Origin of the sequence: Streptomyces sp. 549 (assembly GCF_030124175.1) — a bacterium.
Lineage (GTDB): Bacteria > Actinomycetota > Actinomycetes > Streptomycetales > Streptomycetaceae > Streptomyces.
In genome coordinates, this window is the sequence record NZ_JASKMT010000029.1 from 51,976 (window position 1) to 67,517 (window position 15,542).

The 15,542-nt window shown below is 72.5% G+C and carries 8 protein-coding genes and 4 pseudogenes; 5 read left to right on the top strand and 7 right to left on the bottom strand.

Annotated features, from left to right (window positions below; translation table 11 throughout):
• Nucleotides 1-36: 36 nt before the first annotated feature.
• Together QNO07_RS23815 and QNO07_RS23820 are read right to left on the bottom strand one after the other, a co-directional pair.
• Nucleotides 37-495 (bottom strand): hypothetical protein, encoded by a 459-nt coding sequence (locus QNO07_RS23815; protein WP_283994381.1) that lies wholly within the window; start codon nucleotides 493-495, stop codon nucleotides 37-39.
• Nucleotides 496-574: 79 nt separating this feature from the next.
• The gene (locus QNO07_RS23820; RefSeq protein WP_283994382.1) at nucleotides 575-1,201 is read right to left on the bottom strand and encodes a DUF1349 domain-containing protein; all 627 of its coding nucleotides are present in this window, start codon (nucleotides 1,199-1,201) and stop codon (nucleotides 575-577) included.
• A gap of 341 nt (nucleotides 1,202-1,542) precedes the next feature.
• Here QNO07_RS23820 and QNO07_RS23825 point away from each other — a divergent pair, with 341 nt between their 5' ends.
• From QNO07_RS23825 to QNO07_RS23840, 4 genes and pseudogenes are all read left to right on the top strand, one after another.
• Nucleotides 1,543-2,907 (top strand): MBL fold metallo-hydrolase, encoded by a 1,365-nt coding sequence (locus QNO07_RS23825; RefSeq protein ID WP_283994384.1) that lies wholly within the window; start codon nucleotides 1,543-1,545, stop codon nucleotides 2,905-2,907.
• Between the two features lie 66 nt (nucleotides 2,908-2,973).
• Nucleotides 2,974-3,339 (top strand): rhodanese-like domain-containing protein, encoded by a 366-nt coding sequence (locus QNO07_RS23830; RefSeq protein ID WP_283994385.1) that lies wholly within the window; start codon nucleotides 2,974-2,976, stop codon nucleotides 3,337-3,339.
• Nucleotides 3,336-4,079: a sulfite exporter TauE/SafE family protein gene (locus QNO07_RS23835; protein WP_283994386.1), complete on the top strand. Its 744-nt coding sequence runs from the start codon at nucleotides 3,336-3,338 to the stop codon at nucleotides 4,077-4,079. The genes QNO07_RS23830 and QNO07_RS23835 overlap by 4 nt, the downstream gene beginning before the upstream one ends.
• Before the next feature lie 144 nt (nucleotides 4,080-4,223).
• Nucleotides 4,224-4,488: pseudogene (locus tag QNO07_RS23840) on the top strand (rhodanese-like domain-containing protein); the annotation flags it as partial.
• Nucleotides 4,489-4,619: 131 nt separating this feature from the next.
• Here QNO07_RS23840 and QNO07_RS23845 read toward each other — a convergent pair.
• From QNO07_RS23845 to QNO07_RS23860, 4 genes and pseudogenes are all read right to left on the bottom strand, one after another.
• Nucleotides 4,620-6,779: a DEAD/DEAH box helicase gene (locus QNO07_RS23845; RefSeq protein ID WP_283994387.1), complete on the bottom strand. Its 2,160-nt coding sequence runs from the start codon at nucleotides 6,777-6,779 to the stop codon at nucleotides 4,620-4,622.
• A pseudogene (brxD, locus tag QNO07_RS23850) lies at nucleotides 6,779-7,579 on the bottom strand (BREX system ATP-binding protein BrxD); the annotation flags it as partial. The gene QNO07_RS23845 and the pseudogene brxD, both read right to left, overlap by 1 nt.
• A pseudogene (gene pglW, locus QNO07_RS23855) lies at nucleotides 7,558-11,848 on the bottom strand (BREX system serine/threonine kinase PglW); the annotation flags it as partial. The pseudogenes brxD and pglW, both read right to left, overlap by 22 nt.
• A 209-nt stretch (nucleotides 11,849-12,057) precedes the next feature.
• The gene (locus tag QNO07_RS23860) at nucleotides 12,058-12,417 is read right to left on the bottom strand and encodes a hypothetical protein (RefSeq protein WP_283994388.1); all 360 of its coding nucleotides are present in this window, start codon (nucleotides 12,415-12,417) and stop codon (nucleotides 12,058-12,060) included.
• A 157-nt stretch (nucleotides 12,418-12,574) separates the two neighbouring features.
• Here QNO07_RS23860 and QNO07_RS23865 point away from each other — a divergent pair.
• Nucleotides 12,575-13,688 (top strand): annotated as a pseudogene (locus QNO07_RS23865) (pectate lyase family protein); the annotation flags it as partial.
• 203 nt (nucleotides 13,689-13,891) lie between these two features.
• Here QNO07_RS23865 and QNO07_RS23870 read toward each other — a convergent pair.
• Nucleotides 13,892-15,361: a lipase family protein gene (locus QNO07_RS23870; protein WP_283994389.1), complete on the bottom strand. Its 1,470-nt coding sequence runs from the start codon at nucleotides 15,359-15,361 to the stop codon at nucleotides 13,892-13,894.
• Between the last annotated feature and the right edge of the window lie 181 nt (nucleotides 15,362-15,542).

Here is a 15,542-nt window from a genome sequence, read left to right on the forward strand (position 1 = left end):
GCCCGCCGGGGGGCCGGCACCGGCCGCGGCGGGGCTTCAGGCGCGGCGGGCGCTGCGTGTGAGCCAGGGCGTCAGTGTGAGGCTGAGGATCAGCTCCTTGTAGGTCTCGCCGCCGGGCAGCGGCACGACGAGCCACTGGCCCGGCGGGAAGAACCGCCCCTTCGTGTAGGCCTGCCCGCCGTGGACGGATCGAAGGAAGGCGGGGACGGAGTCGCGGGGCACGTCGTGGAACTCGACGTCGTCCACGGTGATCTTCGCGTCGTCCTCGGGGAAGAGGCGGACGCTCACGGCGGGGACGCCGGACAGTTCGACGAAGGCCTCGTGCGGCAGCGAGCCGTCTGGATCGAGGGTGGTGAAGAGGGCAGCGGACGTGCGACGCGAAGTCTGGTCGGCTCCGATGTCGTCGGTGACGCTCACCGAGAGGCCGAAGTCGACCGCGATCTCGCGTATCGCGGTCACTGCCGCCTCGGTGGTCGGCAGGTGGGGGTGGGCCATGGTCGGATTCTCTCTACCTTCGGGGGCCGGTTCCGGACGTCGGGCGGAAGTGCGCTGTTCGCTCTCTCCTACGGTCCCGTCACGAGCCGTCCCGCAGGTCGCTCAGACGCTCGCCGGTGAAGTGGATGTCGTCGAAGGCGACGCCGCAGCCGTCGCCGGTCGGCGACTGGGCCTCGAAGCCGAGGGAGACGGGCGTGGAACTGTCGCCGAGGGCGAAGTAGCGGATCATCCGCCACGTCGTTCCGTCGAGAGAGGCATGGAAGGCGAAGGCGTGGCCGATGCGGGACACACGCAGCCACACCTCCCGGCCGTCGACGACGAAGGCGTTGGCGTCGTCCGCGACGCCGCGGGCGACCACGGAGACGACCATGGGCTCGCCGTCGGGCGAGTACTCGAAGCAGAGCTTGCCCCAGTGGTGGTCGTCGAACCACAGCAGCAGCACGCCCGCGTCGAACGCGGAGGCGAAGTCGACGGCGACGCGTGCGCTGAACCGGAAGTCCCCCTCCGGGGGGACACCGAGCAGGGTCGCCGCGTTCAGCACGGGCTCGGCGTCGCTCCGGGGGTCCGCTCCCGGGTCGATGAAGATGTCGCTGCGGGCGGCAGCCGTGACCGTCACCGTGCCGGACGCCTCGTCCACGGTCCACGCCTCTTTGGTCGACGGCGAGAGCACGAAGGGCAGCCCTGGCACGCGGCAGGAGTCGGTCATTGGGTTCCTTCCGTTCTGGGCATGGGATATCTGAACACGGGACTGGCGTCCCCGTGTCGGGCGGAGGTACACCCCAGTCCGGGCCGAGCGGTTCGGCGGCCGGGGCGAGGACGGCCGGGGCGAGGACGACCGGGCCCCATCCTGCCGGTCGAGGCGCCGAAACTCCCTCGTGCAGAGCGGAGGTCGCCCCGGAGTCCGATCCCGCCCGGCTCCGTCCCGTCCGTGGTGACCGCGGCGGACGCATCGATCCGGTATACCCCCGGGGGTAAAAGTGCTAGTGTCGACGTATACCCCCAGGGGTAATTGATCGGATGAGATTCTCGAATGAGAGGAGTATCCGCGTGTTCTTCGTCGACACGATCGAGCTGGAAGGGCTGGGCAACCGCAGTTACCTGGCCGGGGGTGAGCGGACGGCGGTCGCCGTCGACCCGCCCCGCGACATCGACACCGTCCTGAGTGCCGCCGCCCGCCGGGGAGTGCGAGTGACCCACGTGGTGGAGACGCACCTCCACAACGACTACGTGACCGGCGGTCTGGAACTGGCGCGCATCACCGGAGCCGCCTACCTGGTCCCGGCCGCTGCCCGGGTCTCCTTCGCCCGGGTTCCGGTCGCCGACGGTGACACCGTCGACGTCGACGCCGGTCTCACGCTGGCCGCCATGGCGACCCCCGGCCACACCCCGCACCACACCTCGTACGTCCTGCGGGACGGCGGCCACCCCGTGGCCGCGTTCACCGGCGGCTCGCTGCTGATCGGCACCGTGGGCCGGCCCGACCTGGTCGAACCGCGGCTCACCGAACAGCTGGCCCGAGCCCAGCACGCCTCGGCGCATCGCCTGGCGTCCGGCCTGCCGGACGGGACGGCGGTGCTGCCCACGCACGGCTTCGGCAGCTTCTGCTCGTCCGTGCAGGCGGACGGCGACTCCACCACCATCGGCAAGGAGAAGGCCGCGAACACGGCCCTCACCGCGGACGTGGAGACCTTCGTCGCCGATCTGCTGGCCGGACTGGACGACGTGCCCGCCTACTACGCCCACGTGGGCCCGTCCAACGCGGCCGGCCCCGCGCCCGTCGACCTGACGCCTCCCGCCGTCGCGGACCCGGCGCAGATCGCGGCACGGCTCGCGGCGGGGGAGTGGGTGGTGGACCTGCGCAACCGGGTCTCCTTCGCCGAAGGGCATGTGGCGGGCTCGTTCAACTTCGAGGCGGACGGTCAGCTCGCCACCTACCTGGCGTGGTTGATCCCGTGGGGCAAGCCGGTCACCCTGCTCGCCGAGTCCGCCGACCAGTTGGCCGCCGCCCAGCGCGAGTTGGTCCGGGTCGGCATCGACCGCCCGGCCTCCGCCGCCACCGGCGGACCCGGCGACTGGCTGCGCGGCGGGGAGCAGCCGGCCTCGTTCCCGCGCTCGACGTTCGCAGGGCTGGCGGAGCAGGACCCCGAAGCGGGTGCCGTCGTCGTGCTGGACGTGCGCCGCCACTCCGAGCGGTCAGAGGGCTGGATCGAGGGATCGACGCACATCCCCATCCACGAGCTGCACCGACGCGTCGGCGAGGTCCCACCGGGCACGGTGTGGGTGCACTGCGCCGGAGGCATGCGTGCCGGGATCGCCGCGTCGCTCCTGGACGCGGCGGGACGGGAGGTGGTCGCCGTCGACGACGGCTTCGACCCCGCGGCGGACGCCGGCCTCACCGTCGTCGACTCCTGACCCGCACACCCGTGGGCCCCGCACCTGTAGACCCCGTACCCCTGTGGACAAGGAGGCGACAACCCCATGTTCCTGTCCCGAAGGAACACCGAGCGACTCCCGGTTGAGGAGGCCCGTCGGCGCACCGGTGGCGGCCAGGCCGACGCCGTCCTGCTGGACGTCCGGGAGAATTCCGAATGGCGGGCCGGCCACGCGCCCGGCGCGGTGCACGCCCCGCTGACCGGGCTGGCCGCGGGCGCGTCGCTCCCGCGCCAGGCGCAGGGACGTCCGCTGGTGGTGGTCTGCCGCAGCGGGCACCGGTCACAGCGCGCGGCACAGCTTCTCGTCGAGCGCGGCGCGGACGCCGTGGACGTCGAGGGAGGCATGCGCGCGTGGATCGCCGCCGGGCACCCGGTGGTCGACGAGTGTGGGAACAGCGGCTCGATCACGTGAGTGAGCTTGTTCTCGCCCTCGCCGCCGGGGCCGTCGTCGGTCTTGCGCTGGGCGCTCTCGGCGGCGGCGGCAGCGTCCTGGCCGTCCCCGCACTGATCTACCTGCTCGGCTTCTCTCCTGTGGCAGCCACCACGGCGAGCCTCCTCATCGTCGCGGCGACCTCGGCAACCGCCCTCTATCCCCACGGCCGTGACGGCAACGTGGCGTGGCGGACAGGTGCCCTGTTCGCCGCGGCGGGCATCGGCCCCGCCTTCCTCGCGGGTGCCGCTGCCGGACGAGTACCGGCAGCCGTGCTCACCGGGGCGTTCGCGGCAGTGGCGGCCCTCGCGGCGCTGCGGATGCTGAGGCCTTCCCGCGCCGGGTCGGCGAAGCGCGTCCGGCCCGTCAAGGCGGCCGGGGCCGGGGCCGGGCTGGGAGCGGTGACCGGCTTCCTGGGCGTGGGCGGCGGGTTTCTCGCCGTCCCCGCCCTGGTGGGCGTGCTCAGCCTGCGCATGAGGCAGGCGGTCGGCACCAGCTTGCTGGTCATCACGATCAACTCCCTCGCCGCGCTCGTAGCGCGGATGGGAACCGGCGGCGATCTGCGCTGGGAGGTGATCGCCCCCTTCACCGCAGCCGCGATCCTCGGCGCGTGGGACGGCAAGCGGCTGGCCACGAGGATCACCGGCGTCACGTTGCAGAGGATCTTCGCCAGTGTCCTGCTCGCGGTGGCGATCCTGATGCTCGCCGACGTCTTCTTCTGAGCGCGTATGCCGTCGGGCACATCAGGTTCCACCAAGCGCAATCAGGCCGGGGCGACGAAACCGGTCGCGATCGTCGCGAACCCGCCCCTCCACTCCCGGCGCGGTGCTCCGGCCCACCAGCCAACAGACAAGGATGAACCCAGCATGACCATCCCCACCACTCTCGCCACCGACGAGGCGCACCCGGCTGCACGAACTGACGGTCGTCGACGTCCGCACCCCCGGCGAGTACGCCGGCGGCCACCTGCCCGGTGCGCTCAACGTCCCCCTGGACCAGGTCCGGCGAGCCCTGCCGGACATCCGCCACGCCGCAGACCGCAGTGACGTCCTGGTCGCCTGCGCCTCCGGCGCCCGGTCGGAGAACGCCTGCCGGATCCTCGCCGAGCAGGGCATCACCACCGCCACGCTGGTCACACGGCCTGACAGGCTGTTTCCCGCCGGGGTCGGGCATGCCTCGGTATCCGAAACCGATGCCGACATTGGCGCGCGAAACGCCCGGCGGCCGCAGCCCGTCGGATCGCCGCGCGTGGCTCGTCGTGATCAGCGGCTTTCGGCGGTGTGGAGCCGTGTCGGTTCCGTGAGGGCGGCGCGTGCGCCGTCGAAGTCGGCGAGTCGTGCCGCCACCGTGGCGACGGCCAGGCGCAGGGGCAGCGCGGCGGAGAACTTCAGGCCGCGTACCGCGCGTTCGTCGACGTCGGGTAGGACGAGGGCCGGACCGGCTTCCGCCGTCGCCAGCGCCGCACGCCACATCTCCGGAGTGAGGTCCTCCCGGAGACGCACCCAGCAGTCCGTCGGGCGCTGCACCGGATCGGTGACGGATGGCAGGGTCGCGCCGAGCGTCGCGTTGGCGCGGTACCCCGCCCACGTCCACCATCGCACGTCGTTCCCCTGCCGCGTCACGAGAGTGCCGTCGGGGTGGACGAGTTGCGGGCCCTGCTCCTCGCGCCACTCCCGGAGGTGACTCTCGGCCCTGCGGGTGAGGGCGACGGCCGGGCCGGCGCGCAGCAGCACCTCTCGCATCGCCCGCGTCAGCGCGTGGGACAGGCCGGAGGGCGTGCCGCCCGACCACTTGGCGACGCCGCTGTCGACCGGTTCGACGAAGACGCGCTTGCGTCCCCAGTCGATGTGGTTCACCTGCCAACTGCGTCCGGCTAGCAGCAGCCGCCGAGGGCCGGGCCGTTCCTCCGTGAGCACGGCCGGGTCCATCCGGCCGATCTCGGCGCGCCCGGAGAGCACGGTGAACTGCGGCGGCGCGGTGAACGAGGCGGTCAGCTCGATGAAGTGCCGACGGCCGAAGCGGCGTTCCGCCTCCTGGCCGATGAACAGCATGCCGCCGTCGGTGTCGAGAAAGCCCTCGTCGGTCAGATGGCGCAGAATCGGCGCGGCGGAGCGGTCGAAGGGGGCGAGGCCGTTCCACTGGTCGGCCCACAGCCGGTCGCCCAGGCGGTGTTCCTGGAGGGTCACGGAGAGGAGCTGCTGGGCCACCAGGTGGCGCGGCTCGGGCGGCGGGACGACGGGCTCCACCCAGCCGCGTTCCCACAGCAGCAGCAGAGCCGACGCCTGGAGCAGAGTGCCCTTGTCGGTGGTCAGAAAGAGGCAGTTGCGGTTGGTGCCGGGCCGGCGGCCGGTGCGGCCGATGCGTTGCAGGAACGAGGCGACGGTGGCCGGTGAGTCGATCTGGACGACCCGGTCCAGATCGCCGACGTCGATGCCGAGCTCCAGGGTGGAGGTGGCGACGATGACGCAGTCGCGTGCCTCGGCGAACGCCTGCTCGGACCTGGAACGCTCCGCGGCGGAGAGCGAGGCGTGCGACAGGAAGACGGTGACGTCGCGGGCCCGGAGTGCCGCGCCGAGCTCTTCGACCTGCCGCCGGGAGTCGCAGAACACCAGCCGTTTCTCACCTCGGTGGAGGGTGGCGATGACTTTCGCGGCGTTGGCGAGGGACCCCACGTAGTCCAGCACGACGTCCCCGGGCGGCGGTCCGGCGGCCGGCGGACCGCCGTCGGACGGGGCCGGGGATGTGCCCGGCCCCTCCGGGGCGACGATCCGGCCGGGGCGGCTGCCGGCTCCCGAGCCCTGGAGCCAGGTGAGGAGTTGCTGCGGGTTGCCCACGGTCGCGGAGAGCCCGATGCGCTGGATGGGCCGTCGTGTTACCCGTTGCAGGCGTTCGAGGACCGCGAGGAGGTGCCAGCCCCGGTCGTCGCCGGCGAAGGCGTGCACTTCGTCGACGACGACGGCCCGGATGCCGCCCAGCAGGTGGGCGTGGTCCGTCTTCACGCCGATCAGCATGGCCTCCAGCGACTCCGGTGTGGTCAGGAGGATGTCGGGCCGGTCGGTGCGGATGCGTTGACGCGCCGATTCGCCCGTGTCGCCGTGCCACAGGGCGGCGCGACGCCCCAGCCACTGGGCGTAGCCGTCGACGCGGGCCACCAGGTTGTTGAGCAGCGCTTTGAGCGGGCAGAGGTAGAGGACCGACGTGCCGGTCCACTTCTGCGCGGCCATGGCGGAGAGCACGGGCAGGCAGGCGGCCTCGGTCTTGCCGCTCGCGGTGGGGGCCAGCAGGACGGCGTCGTCGCCGTCCATCACCGGTTCGACGGCCGCGCGTTGCAGCGGTCGGAGGTCGGACCAGCCGAGGGTGTTCACCACGTGGTGCAGGACGACGGGGTCGAGCCGGTCGACGGGGTCCGCAGCCGGTGCCATCACAGCCCCAGGTCGATGTCGTCGGCTGTCGAGCGGGCCAGGTTCCTTTCGAAGTCGGTGAGTTCGCCGCTCCTGACCGTCAGCCGGTAGTGCCGGCGCGGGTCGAAGTCCTCGAACTGGTCGATGCGGTCGAGGACGTCACCGACCAGCTTCTTCAGGAACAGCCGGGGCGCCACTCCGACCTTGCCGCCGAGCGCGCCGCCGACCGCCCCGGCGAGGTCGGCGACGTAGGCGTCGTCCGCGAGGGCCTTGACGCGGTCGGGGGCCTCGGCGCCGGACGCGTACAGGTCGCGGATGGTCAGGCCGAGCCCGATCAGCGACTCCTGCGTGAAGCCGGGCAGCCGCACCTGGACCGCGCGCGGGTTGTCGAAGCGCGGGTCGGTGGTGAAGTCGGTGGCGAGTCGCTGGGCGAGCGGTGCGAGCCGCTGCACTCCCTGCTGCCCGTCGTAGAACGCGGGTGTGCCGGTGATGACGAGGTAGAGGCCGGGGAACCGGCCCGAGTGGACCTCGTCGATGAGCTGCCGAAGCGCGTTGAGCGCCTTGTCCCGGGCGTCGGACCGCACCCGCTGCAACGTCTCCACCTCGTCGAGTACCACGAACAGCCCTCGGTGCCCGGAGTCCCGCAGGACGGTCAGCAGCCCCTGCAGGAAGCCCAGCGCCCCGAAGTGGTCGAGGTCGCCGCGTACCCCGGCGGCTCGCCGGGCCGCCGCCACATGGGGCTGGCCGCCGAGCCAGGCGAGCACGGCGGCGGCCGTCGGCTCGTCGCCCGCGGTGAGCGCGGCCCGGTAGCCGCGCAGCGCTGGGCGTGCAGGGCCTCCAGGAACAGCGCCGTCACCGACACCGGCTGAGCGCCGATGCGGTCCGTGGACAGTCTGCGCACCGCTTCGGTGGTGCGGCCGTCGTGCACGGTCAGGACCCGGTAGCCGTCCCGCCGGGCCGAGGCGGTGAGGCGCTCGTCCGCGCGGACCGCGCCCGCCAGCAGCGGATCGTCCGAGTACCGCGTCATCGCGCCCACGTCGGTGGCGCGACGGGAGGTGCCGGACGTCAGGTAGCTGGACGCGTTGTCCATCCGGGTGGGGAGGTAGCGCAGCGTCCTGGTGTCCTCCCGGGTCGAGAGGGTGAGGTCGAAACCGGCGTCGCGCAGGGCCTTCGTCAGACGGCCGCCGAGCGGCAGCTCACGCGTCGTCCCGCCCCGGCCGTCCGGTACGACCAGCTCCGGGAAGCGCGTCCGTACCCGCTCGTGCACGTCGCCGGGCGGCAGGCCCGGCTGCCGCGCGTCCGGAACGCTGGGGATCAGCCGCACCAGGCCGGCCTGGGTGAGGCGCAGCGCCCGGACCAGCGGCAGGTCGCGGGGGTAGATCTCCAGGCGGGGTGTGGCAGCGGCGTTCACCGAGGCGGCGGCGGCCAGCTCGACGAGCCGCCGCTCGTCCCACTCGATCAGGCCGGGCGGCGGAGTGAGCGCGCCCAGATCGGCCAGGACGGTGGTGGCGGTCGGCAGCGTCTCCAGACCGGCCAGCCGGTCCGCGGTCCGGCCCAGACGCGACGCGTAGTCGAGCAGGCCGGGGGCGGCCGGGGTGTCCGGCCCGTCGCCCTCCCGCACGTCCAGCGCGAGCAGCCCGGCGGCCAGCGCGTCCTCGGTCGCCTTGCGGTTCGCCTGGTGCTGGAACTCCGCCTCCTCCGGCTGGAGTTGCTCCACCTCCACCACGGCCCGCACCGCGGCGAGGGCCAGCGCGCGGCGCTGCTCGCGGCCCGGGAGCTGGGTGCCGCGCCGCACGGACAGGGCGTCGGCGATCTCGACGGCGGACGCCACCCGGCCCAGTCCCACCAGCAGGTCGATGATCTCCTCGCGCAGCGCCTGGATCGCCGGGTGCTTCTTCCAGCGCTTGCGTTCCTCCTTCAGCATCTGCGGGATGCGTCCAACGGACAGCCCGAGCGCCTCCGCCACGTCCTTCTGCTTCGGCCAGACCCCGATGCCCGGCAGCTCGCCGCGCTCGTTCGGCAGGCGCAGCAGCAGCCGGACCATCTCGACCTTGTTGCTGTTGGAGCGGTTGTTGTTCAGCTCCGGCACGAAGAGCGTGGCCAGGGCGTCCAGACTCACCGAGCGCAGCGCGGAACCGCTCAGGCCGCCCCCGCCCTCGCCCACGGCGAGCGCGCCCAGCATCGCCGACTCTGCGACGGTGAGCTGGGCCAGCTCCTCCTTGGCCTCCGCACGGCCCTTCGGGGTGAGCGGGGAGAGCGGCGCCTCACGCAGCAGCTTTCCCCACTGCCGCTGGCGGCGCTGCACCTCGGTGCGTGTCTTGGTGCCCAGCCCGGGGGCGTTGAGCAGCTTGCTGCGGCTGTGGTCGAGAAGGCCGCCGACGGTGGTGATGCCGAGGCCGTACAGGAAGGACTCGGCGGCCGGGGTGAGACCGGCGGCCGACAGGTGGGTCTCCCGGGTGACCTGCTCTGCCAGGCGGTCGCGCTGCTCGTCGGCGGTGAGCGGCTCGGCGTCCGCGATGGCGGGCCGCCCGCCCTCGGCGGCGGCCTCGACGGGTGCCGGCTCGGGCTGGCGCGGACGGTGGCTGGACGGCGGCGTCTGCGAGGCGTCGAGGAAGATCCGCTTCCAGGCGTCCCGCATCGGCTTCAACTCGGGGAAGCGCCGCGTCGCGTCGCGGTGCAGGGCCTTGCGGAAGAAGGCCACCAGGCCGTCCCGCACCGCGGGCTCGAAGGCGTCGGCCGCGATGACCGGATGCGGGAACTCGCCCGGGTCGGTCATCCGGGGCGGCACCGAGCCGTCACCCCATCGGGGCAGCTCACCCGAGGCCATCTGGTGCAGGGTGACCGCGACCGCGTACCGCTCGGCGTGCGAGTCGTACGTGGAGCGGGTCAGGGTGCCCACGAACGGGTCGAGGTAGCCCTCGGTACCGGCGTCGGTGTCCTTCGCCGGGTAGCCCGCGAGGGAGAAGTCGATGAGGACGAGTTCGCGGGTGCGGTTGGGGCGGATGCGGATGGCGATGTTGTCCGGCTTGATGTCGCGGTGCCAGACGCTCTCGCCCTCCAGGAAGTCCACGGCGCCGAACAGGTAGTCGCCGTACGCCTCCAACTGGTCCATCTGCAGCCGGCCGCGTTCGCGCAACTGGCGGGCGACCGTCTCGTCCCGGCGGCGGGAGCGCGAGGGCGTGCCGGACTCGGCGGAGTCCGCCGCCCGGTCGTCGGTGTCCCGCTCGTCGCCGACGTACTCCAGGACCAGCACGGTTCGGTTCACGATGCGCTGCGGTTCCGGCTCGACCAGCCGGATCACCCGCGAGTCGGGACGCAGCCGGCCCATCACCTCGGCCTCGCGCTCCAGCACCACGCCCCGGCTGTCCGACAGCGCCACCTTCAGCACCGCCAGCGGACGCGTCCGGCGGGCCTCCGCCTCCAGGTCGCGCACCAGGAACGCCCGGCTGGTGGACCCGGTACCGAGCCGTCGGCGCACCTCCCAGCGCCCACCGAGCACGTCGCCGGCGACCGCCTCCAGCGGGTCCTTCTCCTCGACGTCCGCGGCGGCCTCACCCTCGGACGCGCCCTCGGACGCGCCCTCGGACACAGCGCTCGGCGCGGTCAGACCGTCCTCGACGATCTCCAGCATCTCCAGGAACTCGTCCACCGACGACAGGCGCTGCCCCGGCCGGTACGCGGTCGCCGCCTGCACCAGCTCGTCGATGTCCTCGGAGAGGCCGTCCACCAGGGAGCTGGGACGCAGCCCCTCGCCCGCTTCCAGCCGTGCCAGCAACTCGGCCTGGCTGGCCGCCGGGGGCCTGCCCGTCACCAGCAGATAGGTGAGCACTCCCAGGCCGTACACGTCGAGATACACCGGGTCGGCGTGGAGCGCCGTCAGCTCCGGGGCGAGATAGGGGTCCGAACTCCTCGGCAGGTGCGTCGCGGACAGGGACGTCGGCGCGAGCCGGTGCACGCCGCTGCCGCTGCCGTCACCCGTCCCGGCGGCGCGCTGGGTGGCGATCTGCCAGTCCGAGATCTCCAGCCGCGGGTTCAGCCAGGCCGCGTCCTCACCGACCGCCTGCCCACGTCGGCCCCGGGGACGGGGTACCACGTGCACCGAACGGGCGGCCAGCGCGCGGTGGTGGATGCGGCTGGAGTGCGCGGACCGCATCGTCTCCGCGAGCTGGCGGACCAGCGCCATGCGGCCGAGGATGTCGAGCCCCTTGCCGTGCTGGAGCAGGTACTCGTCCAGCCGGAGGGTCTGCGGGTGGTAGTCGAAGATCAGCGCGGGACCCGCGGTGTGACCGGACGGGAAGTACTGCTTGAGGTGGACGACACCCGGGTGCCGGAACCGCTGGAGCACGGCTGCCTCCCGGCGGGCCGCGTTCTCCACCGACCGCCGGATCGACTTCTCCGACCCGCGCTCGCTCAGATAGACCCGCACGCGGGCCACCTCGGGCAGCTCGCTGTGCTTCGCCCGGTAGTCGGCCCAGGTCTCGCCGGAGTCGAAAGGACTTCCGCTCCAACTGGTACGGGCCCACCTTGTACTCGGCCTCGCTGCGCCGGATACCGACGCGGTCCAGCGCCGCCTTCACCTCGCGGGAACCGATGCCCGTGATCCGCCGCCGCTCGTCGCGCGGCGGCTGCTCGAGCATCGCCACCAGCTCCTCGACGCCGTACACGCCGTTCTGGTCGTGCGAGGGAAGACGGACCCGCAGGCCGCCGTCGGTGAAGCAGACGGCCTCGCCGACCCACACCCGCCGGCCGTTCTGGCCCAGCAGCGACGCCAGCTCCTTCGCCTTCTTGTTGACCAGGTGCAGCGGATTGCCGTGCGGACGCCGGTGGCCGCCCGGTGTGGTCTGGATCCAGGTGCCGTTCTCGCTGGTCACCGAGCCGTGCCAGTCCTTCAGCTCGATCATGTACACCCCGCCTGGGGCGACGACGAGGAGATCCACCTCCCGGACGTGACCGGTGTGCGCGGTGAAGGTGAAGTTCGACCACGCCCGCCACGGATCGGCGTCCGGAAGCCGCTTCCGGATGGCTTCCAGACCGCGGTGCTCATGGTCGAACCCGGACTCGGTGACCGTCGTCCACCGGCCTTCCCGCATGCGCCGTCCCGCCTCTTGCCGCCGTGTCGCCTCATTGCCCGGCCCCGGGCCGCCGCGGCGATCCCCGCAGGGCCGCGGACCTGGAGAATCCTATCGGTGGGTGCCCACAGCGGGAGGGTTCCCGGTGAAGTCGGCAACGCAGTGAGGCCCGTCCGACGTTTGCCGAACGGGCCCCACCGTGCGTACCGGCTTACCGTGAGCGGGCTCGCTCAGCGGTCGGAGTAGCTGAAGTCGCCCATGGTCCAGGCGCTGACGTCCTCGATCGCCACCCGGTACATGCCGCCTGTCTCCGGGATGCCCACCGTGCCCTGCAGGATGCGGGCGACGTGGAAGTGCAGGTGGGTGGGTGGCCCGTCCCGCTTTGTCGGGGTGTTGAAGACGGCGGAGAAACCGCCCAGGGTCGCGGAGTCCGTCAGCACCTCGGACACACGCTGCCGCCAGGCGGCTTCGGGGGCCAGCCGGCCGGTGATGACGGTCCCGCCGGAGACCACGGTCAGGGACATCTGATTGCTCTGCCCGGACTCCACCAGGGCGGCGACTTCGACGAGCAACTCGTCAGGCTTCGACATGGAACCCGATTCTATGCAACCCCTCGCCCTTCCCGCCGCCCACCCGCCCCGGGGAGGGGCGCCCGGCCGCGGGGGCGGCAACCTCGGCGGCTCCGGCGGCGACAACCTGACGTAGCAGCGGCACGGCCCGGCATTCAACGACGAATGGGGAGACGACATGAGACGACGAGGCGCACTGCGACTCCACGCGACGCTGGCCACGATGGCGGTGGCAGTCACGACGGGCGTGGTGATGGCGACGCCCCAGGCGTCGGCGGCGACGGGCAACGCCACCGGCTACGCGTCCCAGAACGGCGGGACGACCGGTGGCGCGGGCGGGCAGACGGTACGGGCCACGACCGGCACCGCGATCCACGCGGCCCTGTGCAACCGGGCCAGCAGCAGCACCCCGATCACCATCCAGGTAGAGGGGACGATCAACCACGGCAACACCAGCAAGGTCTCGGGCGGCAGCTGCAACACCGCCGCAGACGTGATCGAACTGAAGGAGATCAGCAACGTCACGCTCGTCGGCGTCGGCAGCGGAGCCGTCTTCGACCAGCTGGGCATCCACGTCCGTGAGTCCCGCAACATCATCATCCAGAACGTGACCGTCCGGAACGTGAAGAAGTCGGGCTCGCCCACGTCCAACGGCGGTGACGCGATCGGCATGGAGAGCAACGTCCGCAACGTCTGGGTGGACCACGTCACCCTGGAGGCCTCGGGCGGCGAGTCGCAGGGCTACGACGGCCTGTTCGACCTGAAGAACAACACCCAGTACGTGACGCTGTCCTACAGCGTCCTGCGCAACTCCGGCCGGGGCGGCCTGGTCGGGTCCAGCGAGACGGAGCTGTCGAACGGCTTCATCACGTACCACCACAACCTCTACCAGAACATCGACTCCCGGGCGCCCCTGCTGCGCGGCGGCATCGCGCACATGTACAACAACCACTACCTGCGGCTCAACGACTCCGGCATCAACTCGCGGGCCGGGGCGCGCGCCAGGGTGGAGAACAACTACTTCAAGGACTCCAAGGATGTGCTGGGGACCTTCTACACCAGCGCCGCCGGCTACTGGCAGACCGGCGGCAACGTGCTCGACAACGTGACCTGGTCCGCACCGGGCAGCAACAACAACCCCGCCGGCCCCGACATGCGGTCCACGACCACCGTCAGCATCCCCTACTCGTACACGCTCGACCGGGCCGCCTGCGTGCCGAACCTCCTGAGCCAGACGGCCGGCGCCAACAAGGGGTTGCGCGTGTCCGACGGCAACTGCGCACCGCGGAACGCGGCCACCGCGCAGGGCAGCTCCTCGACGCCGTAGTCCTCGCCCCCACCCGGGCCGGGGCCGACCGGCCCGGCGGGACGGGACCGCGGGACGGAACCGCGGGACGGGACCGCGGGAACGGACCGGGGGACGGGACCTCAGCGCCTCGGATGTGTGCGCCCCGGCCGGTGGGATCGTCCCACCGGCCGGGGCGCACACGAACCGTCAGGGTTGCAGCGGCATGCTCCAGCAGTTCGACACGGCGGCCTTGCCGGACAGGCGGTCCGTCAGCCAGGAGATGGCCTTGCCCTGGTCGGTGAGCAGCGGCGCCACGTGGTTGGTGAGCAGCCGGTCGCCGAGGTTGGGCAGGATCACCGCGTCGTAGGTGACGTCGGCGCCCTTGCGGCACCAGTCGACGGCGAGCTGACGCGACTGCCGGTGCGGCACGATGTCGTCCTGCACGCCCGTCGCCACCCGGACCGGGCTGTTCGGCTTCATCCTGCCGACCCGCTGGGCGTCGAGCGTGGCCTGCAGCGCGGGCTCGCTCTTGACGATGTCGGAGATGGACTTGCCACCGGCGGTCCAGGACCCGCTCTTCTTGAAGCCGTAGCGGAGGATCGCGTCGCCGACGCACATCGTGGACAGGTCGCTCATCGCGGCCTTGCCGGCGGCGTTGAGGTGGGCGTCGGCGATCGGCCGCAGGGCGGGGTCGGACTGCAGGAAGCCGTTGAGCGACCAGCCGAGGGCACCGGCCAGCGCGCTGCCGTCGATGCCCTGCATGACCTGGACCAGGTCGGCGGGGGGTGCGCCGGAGTAGGTGCCGGCGAGCTTCACGTCCGGGGCGTAGGAGGGCTGCAGTTCCGCGGCGGACGCGCTGGCGCCGCCGCCCTGGCTGTAGCCGAAGAGGCCCACGGGCGACGCCGGGGTGAGGGACGTGCCCGCCAGCGAGCGGGCCGCGCGGACGGCGTCCAGCAGGGCGTGCCCGCCGTCGAGGCGGCTGACGTAGGTGTGCAGCCGGTCGGTCGCGCCGAGCCCGGCGTAGTCGGTGACGACCACGGCGATGCCGGAGGCGAGGAGCCGGTAGATCGACAGGTCCTCGTAACCGACCGACAGTGTCTCGCCGTTGAACCTGATCGGGTGCTCCAGGCCCATGGAGGCCGCGCACTGGTCGCCCTGCCCCATGGTGCCGGGGGCCAGCGCCACCAGCGGGCGCGGTCCTGAGCCCTTCCAGGCGGCGGCGGGTTCGATGTAGGCGCCGGTCACCGCGACGGGACGGCCGCCCGAGTCGGTGGACTTGTACATCAGCCGGGTGGCGGTCCCGGGCAGCCGGCGCCCGTCGAGTCCCGGCAGGCTCAGGGCGAGCCGCAGCGGTTCGGTCCTGACCAGGGCGCCGTTCGCCACAGGCAGGGTCGCGGGCGGGGTGTAGAACGCGGGGATGGTCACGCCCCGGGAGACGGTGTCGGCCCCTTCGGGGGATGCGGTCGCGGTGGACTCGGCCGTGCCGGAAGCGGTGGCGGACGTCGCGGCGACACCCTGAGCGCCGAGGCAGGCCAGCGCCGCCAGGGCGGCGGTCAGCAGACGGCCGCCGGCGGCCGCGGAGGTCCCCCGGCGAGTCGCCGGACTGCCAGGACCCGCGGCGGGAGGTTCGTCACCGGCAGGTCGGGGCTGTGTGGCGGTGAGGGTGGGTGGGGTCATGCGGCTCACTCCTGCTTGGTCAAAGGGCGCAGCGATGCCGGCCCGGGCGGTCACGCGGGTGACTGCCGGGGCGGCGGGGGCCTGAAGGCGGCCATGAGGGCAGGCGGTTGTCACTGGGGGTGGGGCGATGTGGGTGAGGAGGTACTGCGTGGGGGGTGGGGTACTGCGTGGGGGGTGAAGA